15 protein-coding genes are annotated in these 15,371 nt (G+C 53.5%); 5 read left to right on the top strand and 10 right to left on the bottom strand.

Annotation, left to right across the window (positions count from 1 at the left end):
• Positions 1-6: 6 nt before the first annotated feature.
• From uhpB to rbsK, 5 genes are all read right to left on the bottom strand, one after another.
• Positions 7-1,509, bottom strand: a complete 1,503-nt coding sequence (gene uhpB, locus OGY37_RS21135) for a signal transduction histidine-protein kinase/phosphatase UhpB (protein ID WP_284969143.1) — start codon at positions 1,507-1,509, stop codon at positions 7-9.
• Positions 1,506-2,099: a response regulator transcription factor UhpA gene (gene uhpA / locus OGY37_RS21140; protein WP_003023923.1), complete on the bottom strand. Its 594-nt coding sequence runs from the start codon at positions 2,097-2,099 to the stop codon at positions 1,506-1,508. Before uhpA ends, uhpB begins: the two co-directional genes overlap by 4 nt.
• A gap of 153 nt (positions 2,100-2,252) precedes the next feature.
• The gene (locus tag OGY37_RS21145) at positions 2,253-3,266 is read right to left on the bottom strand and encodes an aldose 1-epimerase family protein (RefSeq protein ID WP_149384356.1); all 1,014 of its coding nucleotides are present in this window, start codon (positions 3,264-3,266) and stop codon (positions 2,253-2,255) included.
• Positions 3,267-3,277: 11 nt separating this feature from the next.
• Positions 3,278-4,594: an L-fucose:H+ symporter permease gene (fucP, locus tag OGY37_RS21150; RefSeq protein ID WP_003827126.1), complete on the bottom strand. Its 1,317-nt coding sequence runs from the start codon at positions 4,592-4,594 to the stop codon at positions 3,278-3,280.
• A gap of 27 nt (positions 4,595-4,621) precedes the next feature.
• Positions 4,622-5,542 carry a ribokinase gene (gene rbsK, locus OGY37_RS21155; RefSeq protein ID WP_003827124.1) on the bottom strand — a complete coding sequence of 307 codons (921 nt, stop codon included), beginning with the start codon at positions 5,540-5,542 and terminating at the stop codon, positions 4,622-4,624.
• Between the two features lie 324 nt (positions 5,543-5,866).
• Between rbsK and OGY37_RS21160 the strand changes: the two genes are divergently transcribed.
• Positions 5,867-6,652 carry a DeoR family transcriptional regulator gene (locus OGY37_RS21160; RefSeq protein ID WP_003827122.1) on the top strand — a complete coding sequence of 262 codons (786 nt, stop codon included), beginning with the start codon at positions 5,867-5,869 and terminating at the stop codon, positions 6,650-6,652.
• Between the two features lies 1 nt (position 6,653).
• Here the strand turns inward: OGY37_RS21160 and ilvN are convergent, their stop codons facing one another.
• The 3 genes from ilvN to ivbL form a co-directional block, all read right to left on the bottom strand.
• Positions 6,654-6,944 (bottom strand): acetolactate synthase small subunit, encoded by a 291-nt coding sequence (gene ilvN / locus OGY37_RS21165; RefSeq protein WP_003023914.1) that lies wholly within the window; start codon positions 6,942-6,944, stop codon positions 6,654-6,656.
• 3 nt (positions 6,945-6,947) lie between these two features.
• Complete coding sequence (gene ilvB / locus OGY37_RS21170; RefSeq protein WP_003827120.1) at positions 6,948-8,636, bottom strand: acetolactate synthase large subunit; 1,689 nt, start codon at positions 8,634-8,636, stop codon at positions 6,948-6,950.
• A 107-nt stretch (positions 8,637-8,743) separates the two neighbouring features.
• A complete protein-coding gene (gene ivbL / locus OGY37_RS21175; RefSeq protein ID WP_003827118.1) occupies positions 8,744-8,842 on the bottom strand; it encodes an ilvB operon leader peptide IvbL in 99 nt (32 codons plus the stop codon).
• Positions 8,843-9,364: 522 nt separating this feature from the next.
• Here ivbL and tisB point away from each other — a divergent pair.
• The 3 genes from tisB to emrD all read left to right on the top strand — a co-directional run bounded on the left by tisB (position 9,365) and on the right by emrD (position 11,787).
• Positions 9,365-9,454: a type I toxin-antitoxin system toxin TisB gene (gene tisB / locus OGY37_RS21180; protein ID WP_003023909.1), complete on the top strand. Its 90-nt coding sequence runs from the start codon at positions 9,365-9,367 to the stop codon at positions 9,452-9,454.
• A 123-nt stretch (positions 9,455-9,577) separates the two neighbouring features.
• Positions 9,578-10,411 (top strand): EamA family transporter, encoded by an 834-nt coding sequence (locus OGY37_RS21185; protein WP_284969139.1) that lies wholly within the window; start codon positions 9,578-9,580, stop codon positions 10,409-10,411.
• 191 nt (positions 10,412-10,602) lie between these two features.
• On the top strand, positions 10,603-11,787 hold the full coding sequence (gene emrD, locus OGY37_RS21190; RefSeq protein WP_032934162.1) for a multidrug efflux MFS transporter EmrD: 1,185 nt from the start codon (positions 10,603-10,605) through the stop codon (positions 11,785-11,787).
• Here emrD and OGY37_RS21195 read toward each other — a convergent pair.
• A complete protein-coding gene (locus tag OGY37_RS21195) occupies positions 11,714-12,796 on the bottom strand; it encodes a cellulase family glycosylhydrolase (protein ID WP_286621808.1) in 1,083 nt (360 codons plus the stop codon). The two genes, emrD and OGY37_RS21195, sit on opposite strands and share 74 nt — an antisense overlap.
• 78 nt (positions 12,797-12,874) lie before the next feature.
• Positions 12,875-13,801, bottom strand: coding sequence for a DNA-binding transcriptional regulator DsdC (dsdC, locus tag OGY37_RS21200; protein WP_286621809.1), 927 nt, complete (start codon positions 13,799-13,801; stop codon positions 12,875-12,877).
• A gap of 229 nt (positions 13,802-14,030) precedes the next feature.
• Here dsdC and dsdX point away from each other — a divergent pair, with 229 nt between their 5' ends.
• Complete coding sequence (dsdX, locus tag OGY37_RS21205; protein WP_048227357.1) at positions 14,031-15,368, top strand: D-serine transporter DsdX; 1,338 nt, start codon at positions 14,031-14,033, stop codon at positions 15,366-15,368.
• Positions 15,369-15,371 lie beyond the last annotated feature (3 nt).

The raw sequence follows: 15,371 nt of genomic DNA on the forward strand, positions 1-15,371 counted from the left end.
CGCGCCTTACACATATCGCTGGGGTAACGACACGTTGACCCGCGTGCCGTGCGTACAGGAAATCGAGAGCGACCCACCGAGGGCGCTAATCCGTTCACGCATCCCCGTAAGGCCAAATCCCTGCTGATTCGACCCCGGCGGCAGGCCGCTGCCGTCGTCCTCAATCACCAGCATTAGCCGTTCATCATGTTGCCAGCCCTGAAGCGTCACCGCGCTGGCGTTGGCGTGCTTAACGATGTTGTTCAGCCCTTCCTGACAGACGCGAAACAGCGTCACCCGCTGGCTTTCGCTAAGTGCAGATTCATCAATTCGCCAGTCGAGATGGCTGACGATGCCACGGCTTTCCAGCTCCATTTCGCGCATCAGTGAGCGGATGGCCTGCTCCAGCGTGAGATCGTCCAGTTGACGTGGTCGCAGTCGGCCTAACAAGCGACGCACCGAATCGTACACGCCGAGAGAAAGTTGTTCGATGTGCGCCCCGCTGCGCTTCACCCCTGCGTTTTCCGGCGCCAGCCGCTGGACAATGCCCGCCTGGGTGCGAATGGCGGTGATGGTCTGGCCGATATCATCGTGCAGTTCGCGCGCCACATCACGGCGCACGCTCTCCTCGGTCTCCAGCAGGCGTTCCGCCAGACGATGGTTGCGTGCTAATTCATTTTGCAGCGACTGGTTAAGTTCGCGCAGACGCTGAATACCCGCGCCGAGCAGCAGCCCGGTCAGGCTTTGCACCAGCAGCGAGAGCAACAGATCGACGGGATGATCGTGCCAGGTCTGGCTGGCAATCAGCGCGATGGCGTTCATCAGCGTCGCAATCAGTGCCCCCTGCCAGCCGTAGTGCCAGGCCAGCGCAATGATCGGCAACGCGAGGCAAAACGGCGTGAAGCGCGAAAGCTCGGCGGGTAACCCGAGCTGTAGCCACAGGCTGACGCTAAACAGCAGCAGGTACCAGACCAGATGCCGCCCGCGCCAGTTCACCGGCTGCGACACCACCGCCGGGCCCAGCGGCAGCCAGGTCGTGCTGGTCAGATAGTGCCAGAACACCAGGCAGATCGGCGCCAGCGTTAATCCGCCGGTGAGCGTCAGCAGCAGCGCGTTCCACGCCTGTTCGCCTTGCCCAAGCCAGGGCAGCGATTGCAGCAATGCCGCCGCCGTAAGCGCCGCGCCCTGCAACAGCAGCGTGCGCCAGTCGCGCTGATGGCGGTATCGCGAAATCAACATCACCGGAAGTAACGTGAGGAAGCTGCCGATCATCAAAAGTGGTAAATGGGCCAGCGCCACTTCCTGCGCCAGCCAGAAAAGAAGCAGCCATTCCGCACCCAGCAGCACCGGCCAGTAGCCGCGCGGACATTGCAGCATCAACCCCAAACGCAGACCAAACGGAAACAGCAGTACCGCCAGCTCCGGACGCTCAACCAGATGCAGGCTGATGCTCCACAGGCAAAACCACGCGGCAGAGAAGATAAAGAAGCAGGCAACAACGGTGATTAACCGGGAACAGAGCGTGTTCATTGCCAGCCGTCAAACATCCGGCGGGCCAGTTCGACGTCGTTGCTGACCCCCAGCTTTTCCATCAGGTTGGCGCGATGCACGTGCACCGTTTTCGGCGACAGACCCAGTTCAGCGGCAATCTCTTTGACCGCCATACCTTGCGCCAGTTTTTCCGCCACCTGACGTTCGCGTTTGGTGAGCGGATCCTGACGACCGGCCGCCAGTTTGACGGCGATGTCCGGCGTCAGGTAACAGCCGCCGGTCGCCACGGTATGCACCGCCGCGATCAGCTCATCCGGGCTACAACGTTTAGAAAGGAAACCACGCGCGCCCGCGTTGAGCGCCTGCTCCACCAGTGCCGGGCTGTCGTGGACAGAGAGCATGATAATCGCCATTCCTTTTGGCAACTGGCTTAACAGTTCAAGACCGGAGATATCAGGCATAGAGATGTCGCAGATACACACCTGCACGCCGCGTCCCGGTAATCCCGCCAGCGCCTCACTGCCTGAGCCAAACTCAGCGACCACCTGCAAATCAGGTTCCAGCCCCAGCAGTTGGGCAAAGCCGGAGCGGACGATGAGGTGGTCGTCAATAAGGGCAACGGTAATCATGGGTTCATCCTGGCGCTAAGGCATGCCTGATGGCGCTACGCTTATCAGGCCTACGGGCGGGTGCCGTTGTAGGCCGGATAAGGCATTAATGCCGCCACCCAGCAAAAGCGCTTACCTTAACGATAAGTGCTTTGGTGTTCAAGCCTTGAGCGATCAGGCTATGCCAGTTGTGACTGTAAATGTCCGGGTGTGCTGCGGTTCTATTTCAATCAAGGTGCCATTGCGTTGTGCTGCCAGGAATCCTTCAGGTCGACAGGTTGCAGGCAAGGCGAATGCCGCAACCTGCTGATCGCCGTTGTAGAGGATCCAACGCGTCACATAATTCAGCTCCGTGCTGGAGAAACGCGTAACGAATGTGGTGCCATCAGGCGCGATCATGCTAAATTCTGGCTTATCGGTGTACCTGTCCAATTGGTCAGCAAAGAAGACAATTTCCGGATCGTAAAAATGGGGTTCATTGAGCCGCGCCAGAGAAGCCTCGCCCTGTACAATCCGCTGATTAAACGCCAGCCACTGCTCAGTCGGTTTAACATGCGCGGGTATCGACTCACGCAGCTTCATGGCCTCATCCGGAATATTCTGGCTGAAGGTGGCTTCCGGTACGTAGGCATAGTTCATATGGCACATGTACTGCAACGGCATTGCCACTGAGGCAAGGTTGGTAACCGCCATCTGAATATCAAACAGCGCACTCGCTTTGTGCATTACCACCGCAGGATGTGCCTGATAATGATGACCGAACCCCATCACATACTCATAGCGTCCGCCCACGCGCAAATTCTCACCCTCCAGCTCCAGCCAGGCTTCATCCATCGCGGCACAAGCCATTTCACCGTGCAAAGGATGTGAATCCTCTGGTGATGGGCAGCCATTTGCCAACAGACCTGAGTGGAAGGCAAAACAGCCGTAGGTCGCCACCACTTCCGCCGCCGGTTTCGGCTGACTGAACATGTTACGCATGGTCAGGTCATGGCCATCAAACTGAGCATCCCAGATCATCTGCCCCATCCAGGGCAGAATAACCAGATGTCCACGACTGTTTTCTACCTTCAGCCCTTCCACTCCACTGGCGTAACGAAATGCGGTAACCGTGAAGTCGCTATTCTTCAGTAAGATTCGCGGATGCTCTGCAAAGAGTTCCCGCCACAGCGTTATACGTGTTGTCATGCTCACTCTCCTCAGGAAACTGTCGCTTCAGCCAGGTTGTTGCGCACTTTGCTTTCACGCCAGAAGTAGATACCGACGTACACGAAGCACAGCATGGAGACCAGGAACGAAAGTTGCAATGAATGGAACATATCGGCCACATAGCCCTGAATCGCCGGAACCACCGCCGCACCGACAATCGCCATGACAATGACGGCACCTGCCATTTCGGTATGCTCGTTATCCACGGTATCAAGCGTACCCGCATAGATTGTCGCCCAGCAGGGTCCAAACAGGACACTCACCAGCACTGCGACATACACAGCGCTGAAGCTTGGCGCCAGTGCAACATAGACGAGGAACAGCGCACCAATAATGGAATAGAGAATCAGCACTTTTTCCGGATTGAAGCGCGTCATCAAAATGTTGGCGATAAACTTGCCGATAAAGAAGCAGGCGAAGCTATAGACCATGAAGGTTGAGGCGTCGCGCTCGTTGATATCACCTAATTCCAGTGCCAGACGGATGGTGAATGACCACACCGCGACCTGCATCCCCACATAAAGAAATTGCGCCACAATTCCACGACGGAAACGGGCATTGCTGGCCAGATAACGCAGTGTATCCATCGCTGACGGGCGTTTATGACTCGTGGTTTGCGCGACTTTACATGTAGGGAAGCGAGTCAGGAGGAATAACACCATCACCACAACCAGTACCATAATCATGTACTTGTATGGCTCAAGGGTATTTTCCAGCATCAACACTTTAAAGTTATGGATCTGCTCAGCGTTCATCCCGGCCATCTGTTTTTCCAGGCTTTCGCCCTCAGAGAAGACCAGATATTTACCTAGCAGAATGCCAGCAGCCGCACCAATAGGATAAAAAGTCTGACTGATGTTCAGGCGTAAAGTGGCATACGCTTTTGGGCCGATCATTGAGCTGTAGGTGTTGGCTGCTGTTTCCAGGAAGCTCAGACCAATCGCAATCGCGAAAATCGCCGCAAGGAACATGGTGTAGGTGGCCATGTGCGATGCCGGGAAGAAGAGCGTACACCCAACGATATAAAGGGTCAGCCCCATTAAGATGGCGACTTTATAACTGGTCTTTTTAATCACCAGAGATGCTGGAATCGCAATTAAAAAATAACCGCCATAAAAGGCACTCTGAACTAATGCCGAGGCAAAGTTGCTGAGTGAAAATACGCTTTTGAATTGCGTAATCAGAATATCATTTAATGCGGCTGCGCATCCCCATAACGGGAATAAACAGGATAACAAAATAAACTGGAACAGAGGGGTCTTATTCAAATAGCCGTCAGGCATCTGAATGATGTTTTTATCGTTCATAGTGCTACCTTTTACAGTGCAGGAGTATTATTCGTTTAAGGTAAGAAACTCATTAAATTGTTCGATGCTTGGATAAGATGATTGAGTGCCTTTCCCGGTAACGCTGAAAGCAGCGAAGAGAGCGGCTTTTTTCATGGCGGCTTCCACATCACCGCTTTGAACGTAATAGTGAGCAAAACAACCGATGAAAGCGTCTCCTGCGCCACTGGTATCGACAGCGTTCACTTTAAACGCTGGAACATGGACTTCCTGGTCACGTGTCATCCACAGCGCACCTTTCTCACCCATGGTGACGATAATATTGTTCAGACCTTTATCAACCAGAGAACGTGCCGCTGCGCGAATATGGTCATAAGTATCCACTGGCATACCGGTTAATATTTCCAACTCGGTTTCATTCGGCACAAAAAAATCACATTTACAGGCATAAGACATATCTAATTCCCGTAATGCAGGGGCGGGATTTAGTAACACTTCAATACCGTGTTTTTTGCCAAATTCAATCGCGTGATAAACGGTTTCCAGCTGCACTTCCAGTTGCAGGACAATAAGCTGACATTTTTTCAGATCTTCCGCCGCACGATCGATATCTTCCGGGGAGAGAAATTTGTTCGCTCCTTTAATAATCAGAATACTGTTGCTGGAGTTCGCATTAACAAAGATCGGTGCGACACCGCTGCTGGTGCAGGGTACCTTTTCGACATAGGTGGTATTAATTCCCCAGGATTCAAGATTGCGAATAGTGTTATCCGCAAAAATATCATCACCGACTTTTGTCAGCATCAGCACTTTAGAATTGAGCTTAGCGGCCGCAACGGCCTGATTTGCGCCTTTGCCCCCGCAGCCAATTTTGAACGCCGGTGCTTCCAGCGTTTCCCCTTCTTTGGGCATCTGGTTGATGTAGGTGATGAGATCCACCATGTTGGAGCCAATAACCGCGATATCCATTTTACTACCTCTCAGAAACAATCACACAACAATGATATTTAAATAACATTATCATGTTACTTTCGTATCATTTGTGACTAGGATCGCGATTGGAAGATCATTTTATTGTTTATTTATTGCGCTAAATGTTGCATCCACATCACACTACAAATGATGAAGTTGCTTACAATTGACTGAAAGTTAACTGGATATAATCAATAAAACGTGAAAAAACACGCTTTTATTTCCGAATAGTCAGACGTATAGTAATGCGGCAATGCCATGTTCTCAGAAACACAAAAATGTTACTGAAGGAACATGGGAACATGATTCGTGGAGAAGCACATGGAAACTAAGCAAAAAGAACGTATTCGACGTCTGATGGAATTGTTGAAGAAGACCGACCGAATCCATCTGAAAGAGGCGGCACGAATGCTGGAAGTTTCCGTGATGACTATTCGTCGGGATCTCAGTCAGGATGACGAGCCGTTACCGCTCACGCTGCTCGGTGGTTACATTGTGATGGTGAACAAACCTGCCGCCATCGTTAACGCGCCACTCCCCGCGCAAAAACAGTATCACCGCGACGATTTACCGGTTGCCATTCTGGCTGCGGGACTGGTGAGTGAAAATGATCTGGTCTTTTTTGATAATGGTGCGGAAATGCCGTTGGTGGTCAGCATGATCCCGGACGATATTTCCTTTACCGGGATTTGCTACTCGCACCGGGTGTTCGTAGCGCTAAATGAAAAGCCCAACGCCACAGCGATTCTTTGCGGGGGGACCTACCGGGCGAAAAGTGACGCCTTTTACGACACCAGCAATCCCTCCCCGCTGGATGCACTCAACCCACGGAAAGTCTTTATCTCCGCCAGCGGAGTCCATGAGCATTTCGGCGTTAGCTGGTTCAATCCGGACGATCTGGCCACAAAACGCAAAGCGATGGAACGCGGATTACGCAAAATTCTGCTGACGCGCCACGCCCTGTTCGATGAGGTCGCCCCCGCCAGCATTGGTCCACTCTCCACCTTTGACGTACTGATAAGCGACCGTCCGTTACCGGCAGATTACGCAACCCACTGCCGGAACGGCTCTGTCAAAGTGATCACCCCGGATTCAGACGGCGACTAACTTACTCAAAGAACACGGTGATTTTGTTAAACATCGACGGATCGGACTGGTTGCGGGCCACTTTCACCACATCTTCCAGCTTGTCGATCTGGCTTATCATCTGCTCAAGACGTTGATCGTCGTTGACCAGTAGCCAGATGCGGCTCTTATCGCTGTCCTGAATCGGTAGACAGAGAATGCCTTCTACGTTGAACGCGCGGCGGGCGAACAGCCCGCAAACGTGAGTCATTACGCCCGGATGGTTGCGTACGGTGAGTTCCAGGATTACGTTGTCATGAGTCTGCTGTTGCATGGCTTATTCCCCCACCATTTCTGTGTTTGCCGCACCCGGCGGCACCATCGGGTACACTTTCTGTTCGGCATCGATGCGTACGTGAATCAGCGCAGGTCCAGGGCGATTAATAATCTCCTGCAACGCTGCCTGTGGGTCCGCTTCGTTATTCAGATCGCAGGTTTCGAGACCAAACCCGGCGGCTATCTGCATAAAGTTAATCATCCCCGGATAGGTCGCGGCAAAAACACCCTGCTTATAGAACAGACTCTGCTGCTGATATACAAGACCCAACGCTTCGTTATTCATCAGGATGATTTTAATATCCAGCTGATTTTCGCTGGCTGTCGCCATTTCCTGAATATTCATCATCAGGCTGCCGTCGCCGGAGAAGCACAGCACTTTTTTGTCTGGATTGGCCAGCGCTGCACCAATTGCCGCTGGCAGGCCAAAGCCCATGGTCCCCAGACCGCCGGAGGTCAGCCACTGACGCGGACGGTTCAGCGGATAAGCCTGTGCCGCCCACATCTGATGCTGGCCTACGTCGGTGGTGATAATGGCGCTGTCGTCTACGCAGGCAGCCACGGCGTTGATCAATCCATAATGGCTGAGCGGGTCGCTTTCCTGCGGAATAGTGCAAGGGAATTCACGTTGTAAATCGGCCACCGTCTGATGCCACGACTCTCGCGGCTGCGCGTCAATTAATGGGATCAATTGCGCCAGAACCTCATCGACATCCGCCTGAATCGCCACGTGCGGTTGTTTGATTTTACCCAGTTCCGCGCGGTCGATATCTACGTGAATGATTTTGGCGTTCGGGCAGAACTGCTCCGTTTTACCAATCGCCCGGTCATCAAAACGTGCGCCCAGAACAATCAATAAATCCGCTTCTTGCAGAATAAAGTTAGTACTACGCGCACCGTGCATGCCCAGCATGCCTAACGACAGCGGATGTGCTTTCGGCAGCATACCGAGCGCCATTAAGGTCATGGTGGTGGGCAGCGTCGCTTTTTCTGCCAGTTCGCGCACGCGCTCAGGTGCGTTAATCACGCCGCCGCCGAGGTACAGCACCGGACGCTGTGCGGCGTTAATCATGGCTGCGGCATCGCGAATGCTGTCCTGGCTGAACTCTGGTGCCGCCATTTTCTGCGCGGGCTCCGGCATCTCTTCAATGTCAAAAACAGCGGTTTGAATATCCTTAGGAATGTCTATCCACACCGGGCCTGGACGTCCGGACTGCGCAATGCGGAACGCATCGCTCATGACCTGCGGTAATTCACTGATATGGCGGACCAGATAGTTGTGCTTAGTGATGGGGATAGAGATGCCGTAGGTGTCGACTTCCTGGAAAGCGTCGGTACCGATCATTGAGGCCGGAACCTGACCGGTGATACACACCAGCGGGATGGAATCCAGACGCGCGTCGGCAATGGCGGTCACCAGGTTGGTTGCGCCCGGTCCGCTGCAGGCCATACAGACGGCGGGTTTGCCATCGGTTCTCGCCATTCCCTGCGCGATAAACCCTGCACCCTGCTCGTGGCGCGCCAGGATATGACGGATTTGCGTGCTTTGGCTTAAGGCGTCATAGACGGGAAGAATCGATCCGCCAGGAATACCGGTAACAACCTGAATGCCCTGGCGTTCCAGGAAATGAACGATGAATTCTGCGCCCGTAAAACGCGTACGCTTGGATGTTATGCCCGAACTTGCCATGCTCCAGTCCTTTTATTCTGGGCCTTTGCTCCGGGCAGGTCTCTGAAACGAAAAACCCCGCCCGGTTTGCGCCGGCGGGGTTTTGGAATCGTGTGTTGATTCGGACCCTACGGCGCATTGCCGACGACCACCACCACACGCACGACGACCGCTGCGCGAGATGGCGCAGTTTTTAGTAGGGTCGCAGTCAGCATGGAAGGGTTCATTAGGGACCTGTCTGTTTGTTGATTAACTGGATTTATACAAACACAGGTTTTTCAGCGTGACAATGGAAAAATTTTCATCTGCATAAAAATGCGTCAATGATCACATTTCGTTGTGCATTGCTGAAAAACAAAAAACCCCGCCGGAGCGAGGTTTTTTTCAGTGCTGTGCGGTTGGTAGCCGCCGAACACACTGTGTTATGTCAACGAAAAAAGTATACGCGTTCTGCGAAGAACACGCAATTTCGGCACGAATTTTGATGGTTTTGAGTATGGAACATGAATAGCGTAACATCCATAAAATACTGTTAATTTATACAGTATTTATCTATAATGTCTCGGTACGCAAGGTGTTATGCGGGGGCCGCATCGTAAACCGGCGCATCAAAGTCCTGGCTGAAACGGGTGGTGCCGTCAGCGCCTTAACCCCCGTGTGAGCACACTGTGTTATGTCAACAAAGGTGCTGGCAACAGGCAGCGGCGAGGTACGTCAGCACCGTGCTCCTTGTACCAAAAGGAGAGCGTATGAGCCTCGTGGATATCGCTATTCTTATCCTCAAACTCATTGTTGCAGCACTGCAACTACTTGATGCCGTTCTGAAATACGTTAAGTAATTCAGATTCAAGTCGCACCTAAGGGGGGCGGGTAACACTCCGCTCCCCTTTCACCTTCTCCCTGGTGCTTGTGTCGCGCCAATATGTTACGTTTTTATGACATTCTCAGGGAAGAATTCCACCATGACGCTTTCTGTTTTCTGCATTTTGCTGTTCGCCGCGCTGCTGCATGCCAGCTGGAATGCCATTGTTAAAGCTGGAAACGATAAACTGTACTCAGCGATCGGTGTCAGCGGTTCTGCTGCAATTATGGCATTGATTTGCTTACCCTTTGCGCCGCAACCTTCCGCCGCCAGCCTGCCGTTTTTAGCCGTCTCAACTGTGTTGCAAATTGTATATACCGTCCTGGTCGCCAAAACCTATCAGGTTTCGGATATGAGCCAGACCTATCCGTTAATGCGCGGCACAGCGCCACTGCTGGTCGCGATTATCAGCGTCCTGTTTCTTGGCGATAGCCTTTCTATGTTGGCCTGGGTGGGAATTGCCACAATCTGTCTGGCGATCCTCGGCATGGCGTTTAACGGACGCAGCAGCTCGCAACGCGGGATTGTGCTGGCGCTCATTAACGCCTGCTTTATCGCCGGATATACGCTGGTTGATGGCACCGGCGTACGTTTATCAGAAACCGCGCTGGGTTATACGCTGTGGACCTTCTTTCTGAACGGCTCCTGCCTGCTGGGCTGGGCGATGATTGCCCGACGCCGGGAAGCGTCACGCTATCTGGTACAGCAGTGGAAGAAAGGTATTCTTGGCGGAATTGGCACAATGGGTTCTTACGGTCTGGCGCTGTGGGCCATGACTCAGGCTCCGTTGGCGGTAGTCGCTGCGCTGCGTGAAACTTCCATCCTGTTTGGCGCGCTGCTCGCGTGGCTGCTACTGAAAGAGAAGGTTGCCGGAATACGTCTTGTTGCGGCTGGAGGCATTGCCATAGGCGCAGTTTTGCTACGCTTATCATGACCTCTGTAAACCCGATGCAATCCGGCAACATTTGTTGCCGCTTTTTGTTTACATTTCCTGCCGTTCATCGTTTAAACATTCCAGCCCACTATCTGGCCTTCTTTTTCTGTTGTGGTAGATTCCACGCGCATTTACGGGAAAGTGCAGCACCTTATTCTTATTTTTTCACTTTTTGAAAAGTAATCAGCGAAATGAAAAGGCATAGAAGCGTCAATTTGTTGTTGATGTTGGTATTACTGGTGGCGGTAGGTCAGATGGCGCAAACCATTTATATCCCCGCGATTGCTGATATGGCACGTGAACTGAACGTTCGCGAAGGGGCGGTGCAAAGCGTGATGGCCGCCTATCTGTTGACCTACGGTCTGTCACAACTGATTTACGGCCCACTTTCCGATCGCGTTGGCCGCCGCCCGGTGATCCTCGCCGGGATGTCCATTTTTATGCTGGCTACGCTGGTCGCCATAACCACCCACAGCCTGACGGTATTGATTATCGCCAGCGCAATACAGGGGATGGGAACGGGCGTCGGCGGTGTGATGGCGCGAACGTTACCGCGCGACCTGTACGAAGGCACGCAGTTACGCCACGCTAATAGCCTGTTAAACATGGGGATTCTTGTCAGCCCACTGCTGGCACCATTGATTGGCGGTATGCTGGATACCCTGTGGAACTGGCGTGCCTGTTACATCTTCCTGCTGGTGCTGTGCGCAGGCGTCACGTTTAGCATGGCGCGCTGGATGCCGGAAACGCGCCCCGCAGGTGCTCCGCGTCCACGGCTTATCGCCAGCTACAAAACGCTGTTTGGCAACAGCTCTTTCACCTGTTACGTGCTGATGCTGATCGGCGGCCTGGCGGGCGTTGCGGTCTTCGAAGCCTGTTCCGGTGTGTTGTTAGGCGCGCGTCTCGGCTTAAGCAGCATGGTGGTCAGTATCCTGTTTATTCTACCCATTCCAGCGGCGTTTTTTGGTGCCTGGTTCGCCGGTCGCCCGAATAAGCGTTTCTCGACGCTAATGTGGCAGTCGGTTATCTGCTGTCTGGTCGCCGGTTTGATGATGTGGATCCCTGGTCTGTTCGACGTGATGAACGTCTGGACGCTGCTGGTTCCCGCCGCACTGTTTTTCTTCGGCGCCGGGATGCTGTTTCCGCTGGCAACCAGCGGCGCAATGGAGCCTTTCCCGTTCCTGGCCGGTACTGCTGGTGCGCTGGTTGGTGGATTACAAAACATTGGTTCCGGCGTGCTGGCGTGGTTCTCCGCCATGCTGCCGCAGACCGGGCAAGCCAGTCTGGGCCTGCTGATGACCCTTATGGGGCTGTTGATTTTTGTTTGCTGGCTTCCGCTGGCGTCACGCGTGTCGCATCAGGGGCAGGCGGTTTAAGCGTATGATGGCCCGGCTTCTCGCCGGGCTTTTCACACTCAGGGGCAATCATGGTATTCAACAACGGCTCCAGCGCCGGTCTCCATGCCCCTTCCTCACCATCATAGAACTGCGTATCCGCATTGATAGCATAGGGAATTTTCGCTTTCTTCAGCTCGCAAGCCATAAAGCGGGCAAACGCCATTTGCGAGGCAGAAGGCGCGTTCCTGATGGTTTCTCCCGGCGACCAGCCTCCTACCCAGCTGACATGACCGGTTTTCTGCTGCCAGTGAATGGCGGTATTGATACGGGCGCGAATGGCGGCCTTTTCTGCCGCTGTCCCTGAGGTCCACGGGTATTTACCGTTATTTTTCAGCGGCCCCCACGGGAAGATATGCCATTGAGCCAACACGGTATTCTGACTTTGCGGCGGCAACTTTAGGTTGACCAAATCTTCCGGAGCGGCATGCAGTTTCGGCGCGATAAAAATCATTCGCTGTGGATCGATGGCATGGATGGTACGAATGGTTTTGTCATACACCCTATTGAGCGACGCCTGATTATGGTTGAGCTTATCGGCAGGTTCGTAAATCAGGTCGAAACCCAGCAACGGCGAGCTTTGGCCAAAGTAATGCGCCACCGCCACCCACCAGTTAACCACCTCCTTTTCGTTACTGACACTGGGGTCTTTTTTATACTCATCAGCCTGATAGGCGATTATCGGGATCACGCCATACTGCTCACAGGCTTCCACCAGCTTGCGCAGATGTATAAGCCGCGCCTCCGTAGGCTCTCCCGCCACGCGAATGCGCACATGGGTCAACCCTTTCGCCTTATAATCCCGCACCACCAGCGGATCGAATTCACGGATGCCCCGATCGGTACGCGCCCAATCTACGTCCATCCCAACCCCAAGCTGCTGCACATACTGCGCCGCCGTCAACGCAGGTTGCGCGGCGCACACGGTGGCGCTGGCCAACAGTAAAAGGGAAACAATCGGCTTTAACACGGTCGTCCTTACGCAAATCATCAGGAGTGATATCACGTATTTAGCACGCTTTTTCACTTTCCGTGTAGAGCGAAAGCGTAAAAAATATTCGCGACCCGCTTATTTAACCTGCTCCTGTAGCCAGCCAATAAACGCCTCGATTTTCGGCCACTGCCTGCCGGGCAGCGTAGTGATGTAGTAATGCTGATGACATTTCAGTGCCATATCGCCAAAAGGCGCAATCAATTCTCCGCTGTCGAGGCGTTTTTGCACCAGCCGTTTTCGGCCCATCGCCACGCCGATATGGTTCATTGCCGCAATTACTGCTAAATCAGAACGATCAAAACCAATCCCCGACGATGTCGGCAAATTCGCCGCAAAATGCTGCGCCCAGCAGTGCCACTCATCGGTCCCGGAATCGTTACTCCAGGCCTGCCTGTCGTGCAGCAACGTACAGTGCGGCAAATTCACCAGCGAACCGGTAAGGTCATGGCGGCGGGCGTAGTCCGGGCTGCACACCGGCAGGATCTCTTCATCCATCAGGAAGTGATGCGTGAGCTGCGCGGAGGGTGCATCGTCAAAATAGATGGCGAGATCGATACCCGCACGCTGAAGATTGACGTTGTCGTTCCCGGTCAACATGGTTAGCGAAATTGACGGGTAGCGACGGGTAAAGTCGCCGAGCGCCGGAACCAGCCAGCACTGGGCGATAGAAGGTCGTGAGTAGACGGTGAGCGTCCCCGAGAGCTCCTGATTCTTAATATCAAGAATCTCCTGGTTGAGCGTGTCCAGTGACGACTTCAGCGCCCAAAATACCCGTTTGCCCTCATGAGTGAGTTCCACTTTGCGATGAGAACGAACAAATAATTGGATACCAAGCTCATCTTCAAGCTGATTTATGCGATGGCTGACGGCACTGGGGCTCAATGACAGCTCGTCTGCCGCCAGCGCAAAAGACTGATGCCGGGCCGCCACTTCAAAAGTATACAGCTTTGACAACTGCCAGCCGTTGAGCAGCCGGTTTCTGACTTCGCGTAGGGGATCCATTCTCACCTCCTTTCCTTCTGATTCATGCGCTGGAGTGTAAAAAAGTTCGCTGCAAAAATCAGCTCAAAGGTGAATCAGAGTGAACCATATCGCATAAACAAAGCGCAATTAGACATAAATCACGCATTTGATGCAATCTGGCTCATGTGAATGGGGATTTATATCGTTTGTCAGACCATGCCTTATTTTTGTCCAATAACCCTATATTAATCACAGGGCAAGGTGAGTTATGCACTCTCAAATCTGGGTTGTGAGCACGCTGCTGATAAGCATAGTGTTAATCGTTTTGACCATCGTGAAGTTCAAATTCCACCCGTTTCTGGCGCTGCTGTTAGCCAGCTTCTTCGTGGGTACGATGATGGGCATGGGACCGTTGGATATGGTCAATGCCATTGAGAGTGGCATCGGCGGTACGCTGGGCTTCCTCGCCGCGGTTATCGGCCTGGGGACCATTCTGGGCAAAATGATGGAAGTGTCTGGCGCAGCCGAACGCATTGGCCTGACGCTGCAGCGCTGCCGCTGGCTATCCGCCGACGTCATTATGGTTCTGGTTGGGCTGATTTGCGGGATCACGCTGTTTGTTGAAGTCGGCGTGGTGCTGTTGATTCCACTGGCCTTTTCAATTGCTAAGAAAACCAATACTTCATTACTGAAGCTGGCGATTCCGCTGTGTACGGCGCTGATGGCGGTGCACTGCGTGGTACCACCGCATCCGGCTGCCCTGTTCGTGGCGAATAAGCTGGGCGCGGATATTGGCACCGTGATTGTCTACGGCTTACTGGTTGGTTTGATGGCTTCGCTTATCGGCGGTCCGCTGTATCTGAAATTCCTCGGTAACCGTCTGCCGTTTAAACCGGTTCCGGCTGAGTTTTCTGACCTTAAAGTGCGTGACGAAAGTACGCTACCGTCGCTGGGCGCTACGCTGTTTACCGTTCTGCTGCCGATTGGCCTGATGCTGGTAAAAACCGTCGCTGAGCTGAACATGGCGAAAGGCAGCACGGTATATACGCTGCTGGAGTTTATTGGTAACCCGATCACCGCGATGTTTATTGCCGTTTTCGTGGCCTATTACATTCTCGGCCTGCGTCAGCACATCGGTATGGGTGCATTGCTGACCCACACTGAAAATGGTTTTGGCTCGATTGCTAACATTTTGCTGATTATCGGCGCAGGCGGCGCATTCAACGCTATCCTCAAGAGCAGTGGGCTGGCGGATACCCTCGCGCTGATCCTCTCAAACATGCATATGCACCCGATTCTACTGGCGTGGCTGGTGGCGTTAATCCTGCACGCTGCAGTGGGCTCTGCCACGGTGGCGATGATGGGCGCGACGGCAATCGTGGCACCGATGCTGCCGCTCTATCCCAACGTCAGCCCGGAGATCATCGCCATTGCTATCGGTTCTGGCGCTATTGGCTGCACGATCGTCACCGATTCCCTCTTCTGGCTGGTGAAGCAATACTGCGGTGCCACCCTGAATGAAACGTTTAAATACTATACGACCGCGACATTTATCGCGTCCGTGATTGCACTGGCTTGCACATTCCTGCTTTCCTTTATTATCTAGCGC

Origin of the sequence: Citrobacter sp. Cpo030, assembly GCF_030333005.1 — a bacterium.
Taxonomy (GTDB): Bacteria; Pseudomonadota; Gammaproteobacteria; order Enterobacterales; family Enterobacteriaceae; genus Citrobacter; species Citrobacter portucalensis.

Excerpts from the sequence above, each read along its gene's own strand:
- uhpB (WP_284969143.1), bottom strand. The coding sequence starts at position 1,509 with ATGAACACGCTCTGTTCCCGGTTAATCACCGTTGTTGCCTGCTTCTTT.
- uhpA (WP_003023923.1), bottom strand. The coding sequence starts at position 2,099 with ATGATTACCGTTGCCCTTATTGACGACCACCTCATCGTCCGCTCCGGC.
- OGY37_RS21145 (WP_149384356.1), bottom strand. The coding sequence starts at position 3,266 with ATGACAACACGTATAACGCTGTGGCGGGAACTCTTTGCAGAGCATCCG.
- fucP (WP_003827126.1), bottom strand. The coding sequence starts at position 4,594 with ATGAACGATAAAAACATCATTCAGATGCCTGACGGCTATTTGAATAAG.
- rbsK (WP_003827124.1), bottom strand. The coding sequence starts at position 5,542 with ATGGATATCGCGGTTATTGGCTCCAACATGGTGGATCTCATCACCTAC.
- OGY37_RS21160 (WP_003827122.1), top strand. The coding sequence starts at position 5,867 with ATGGAAACTAAGCAAAAAGAACGTATTCGACGTCTGATGGAATTGTTG.
- ilvN (WP_003023914.1), bottom strand. The coding sequence starts at position 6,944 with ATGCAACAGCAGACTCATGACAACGTAATCCTGGAACTCACCGTACGC.
- ilvB (WP_003827120.1), bottom strand. The coding sequence starts at position 8,636 with ATGGCAAGTTCGGGCATAACATCCAAGCGTACGCGTTTTACGGGCGCA.
- ivbL (WP_003827118.1), bottom strand. The coding sequence starts at position 8,842 with ATGAACCCTTCCATGCTGACTGCGACCCTACTAAAAACTGCGCCATCT.
- tisB (WP_003023909.1), top strand. The coding sequence starts at position 9,365 with ATGAGCCTCGTGGATATCGCTATTCTTATCCTCAAACTCATTGTTGCA.
- OGY37_RS21185 (WP_284969139.1), top strand. The coding sequence starts at position 9,578 with ATGACGCTTTCTGTTTTCTGCATTTTGCTGTTCGCCGCGCTGCTGCAT.
- emrD (WP_032934162.1), top strand. The coding sequence starts at position 10,603 with ATGAAAAGGCATAGAAGCGTCAATTTGTTGTTGATGTTGGTATTACTG.
- OGY37_RS21195 (WP_286621808.1), bottom strand. The coding sequence starts at position 12,796 with ATGATTTGCGTAAGGACGACCGTGTTAAAGCCGATTGTTTCCCTTTTA.
- dsdC (WP_286621809.1), bottom strand. The coding sequence starts at position 13,801 with ATGGATCCCCTACGCGAAGTCAGAAACCGGCTGCTCAACGGCTGGCAG.
- dsdX (WP_048227357.1), top strand. The coding sequence starts at position 14,031 with ATGCACTCTCAAATCTGGGTTGTGAGCACGCTGCTGATAAGCATAGTG.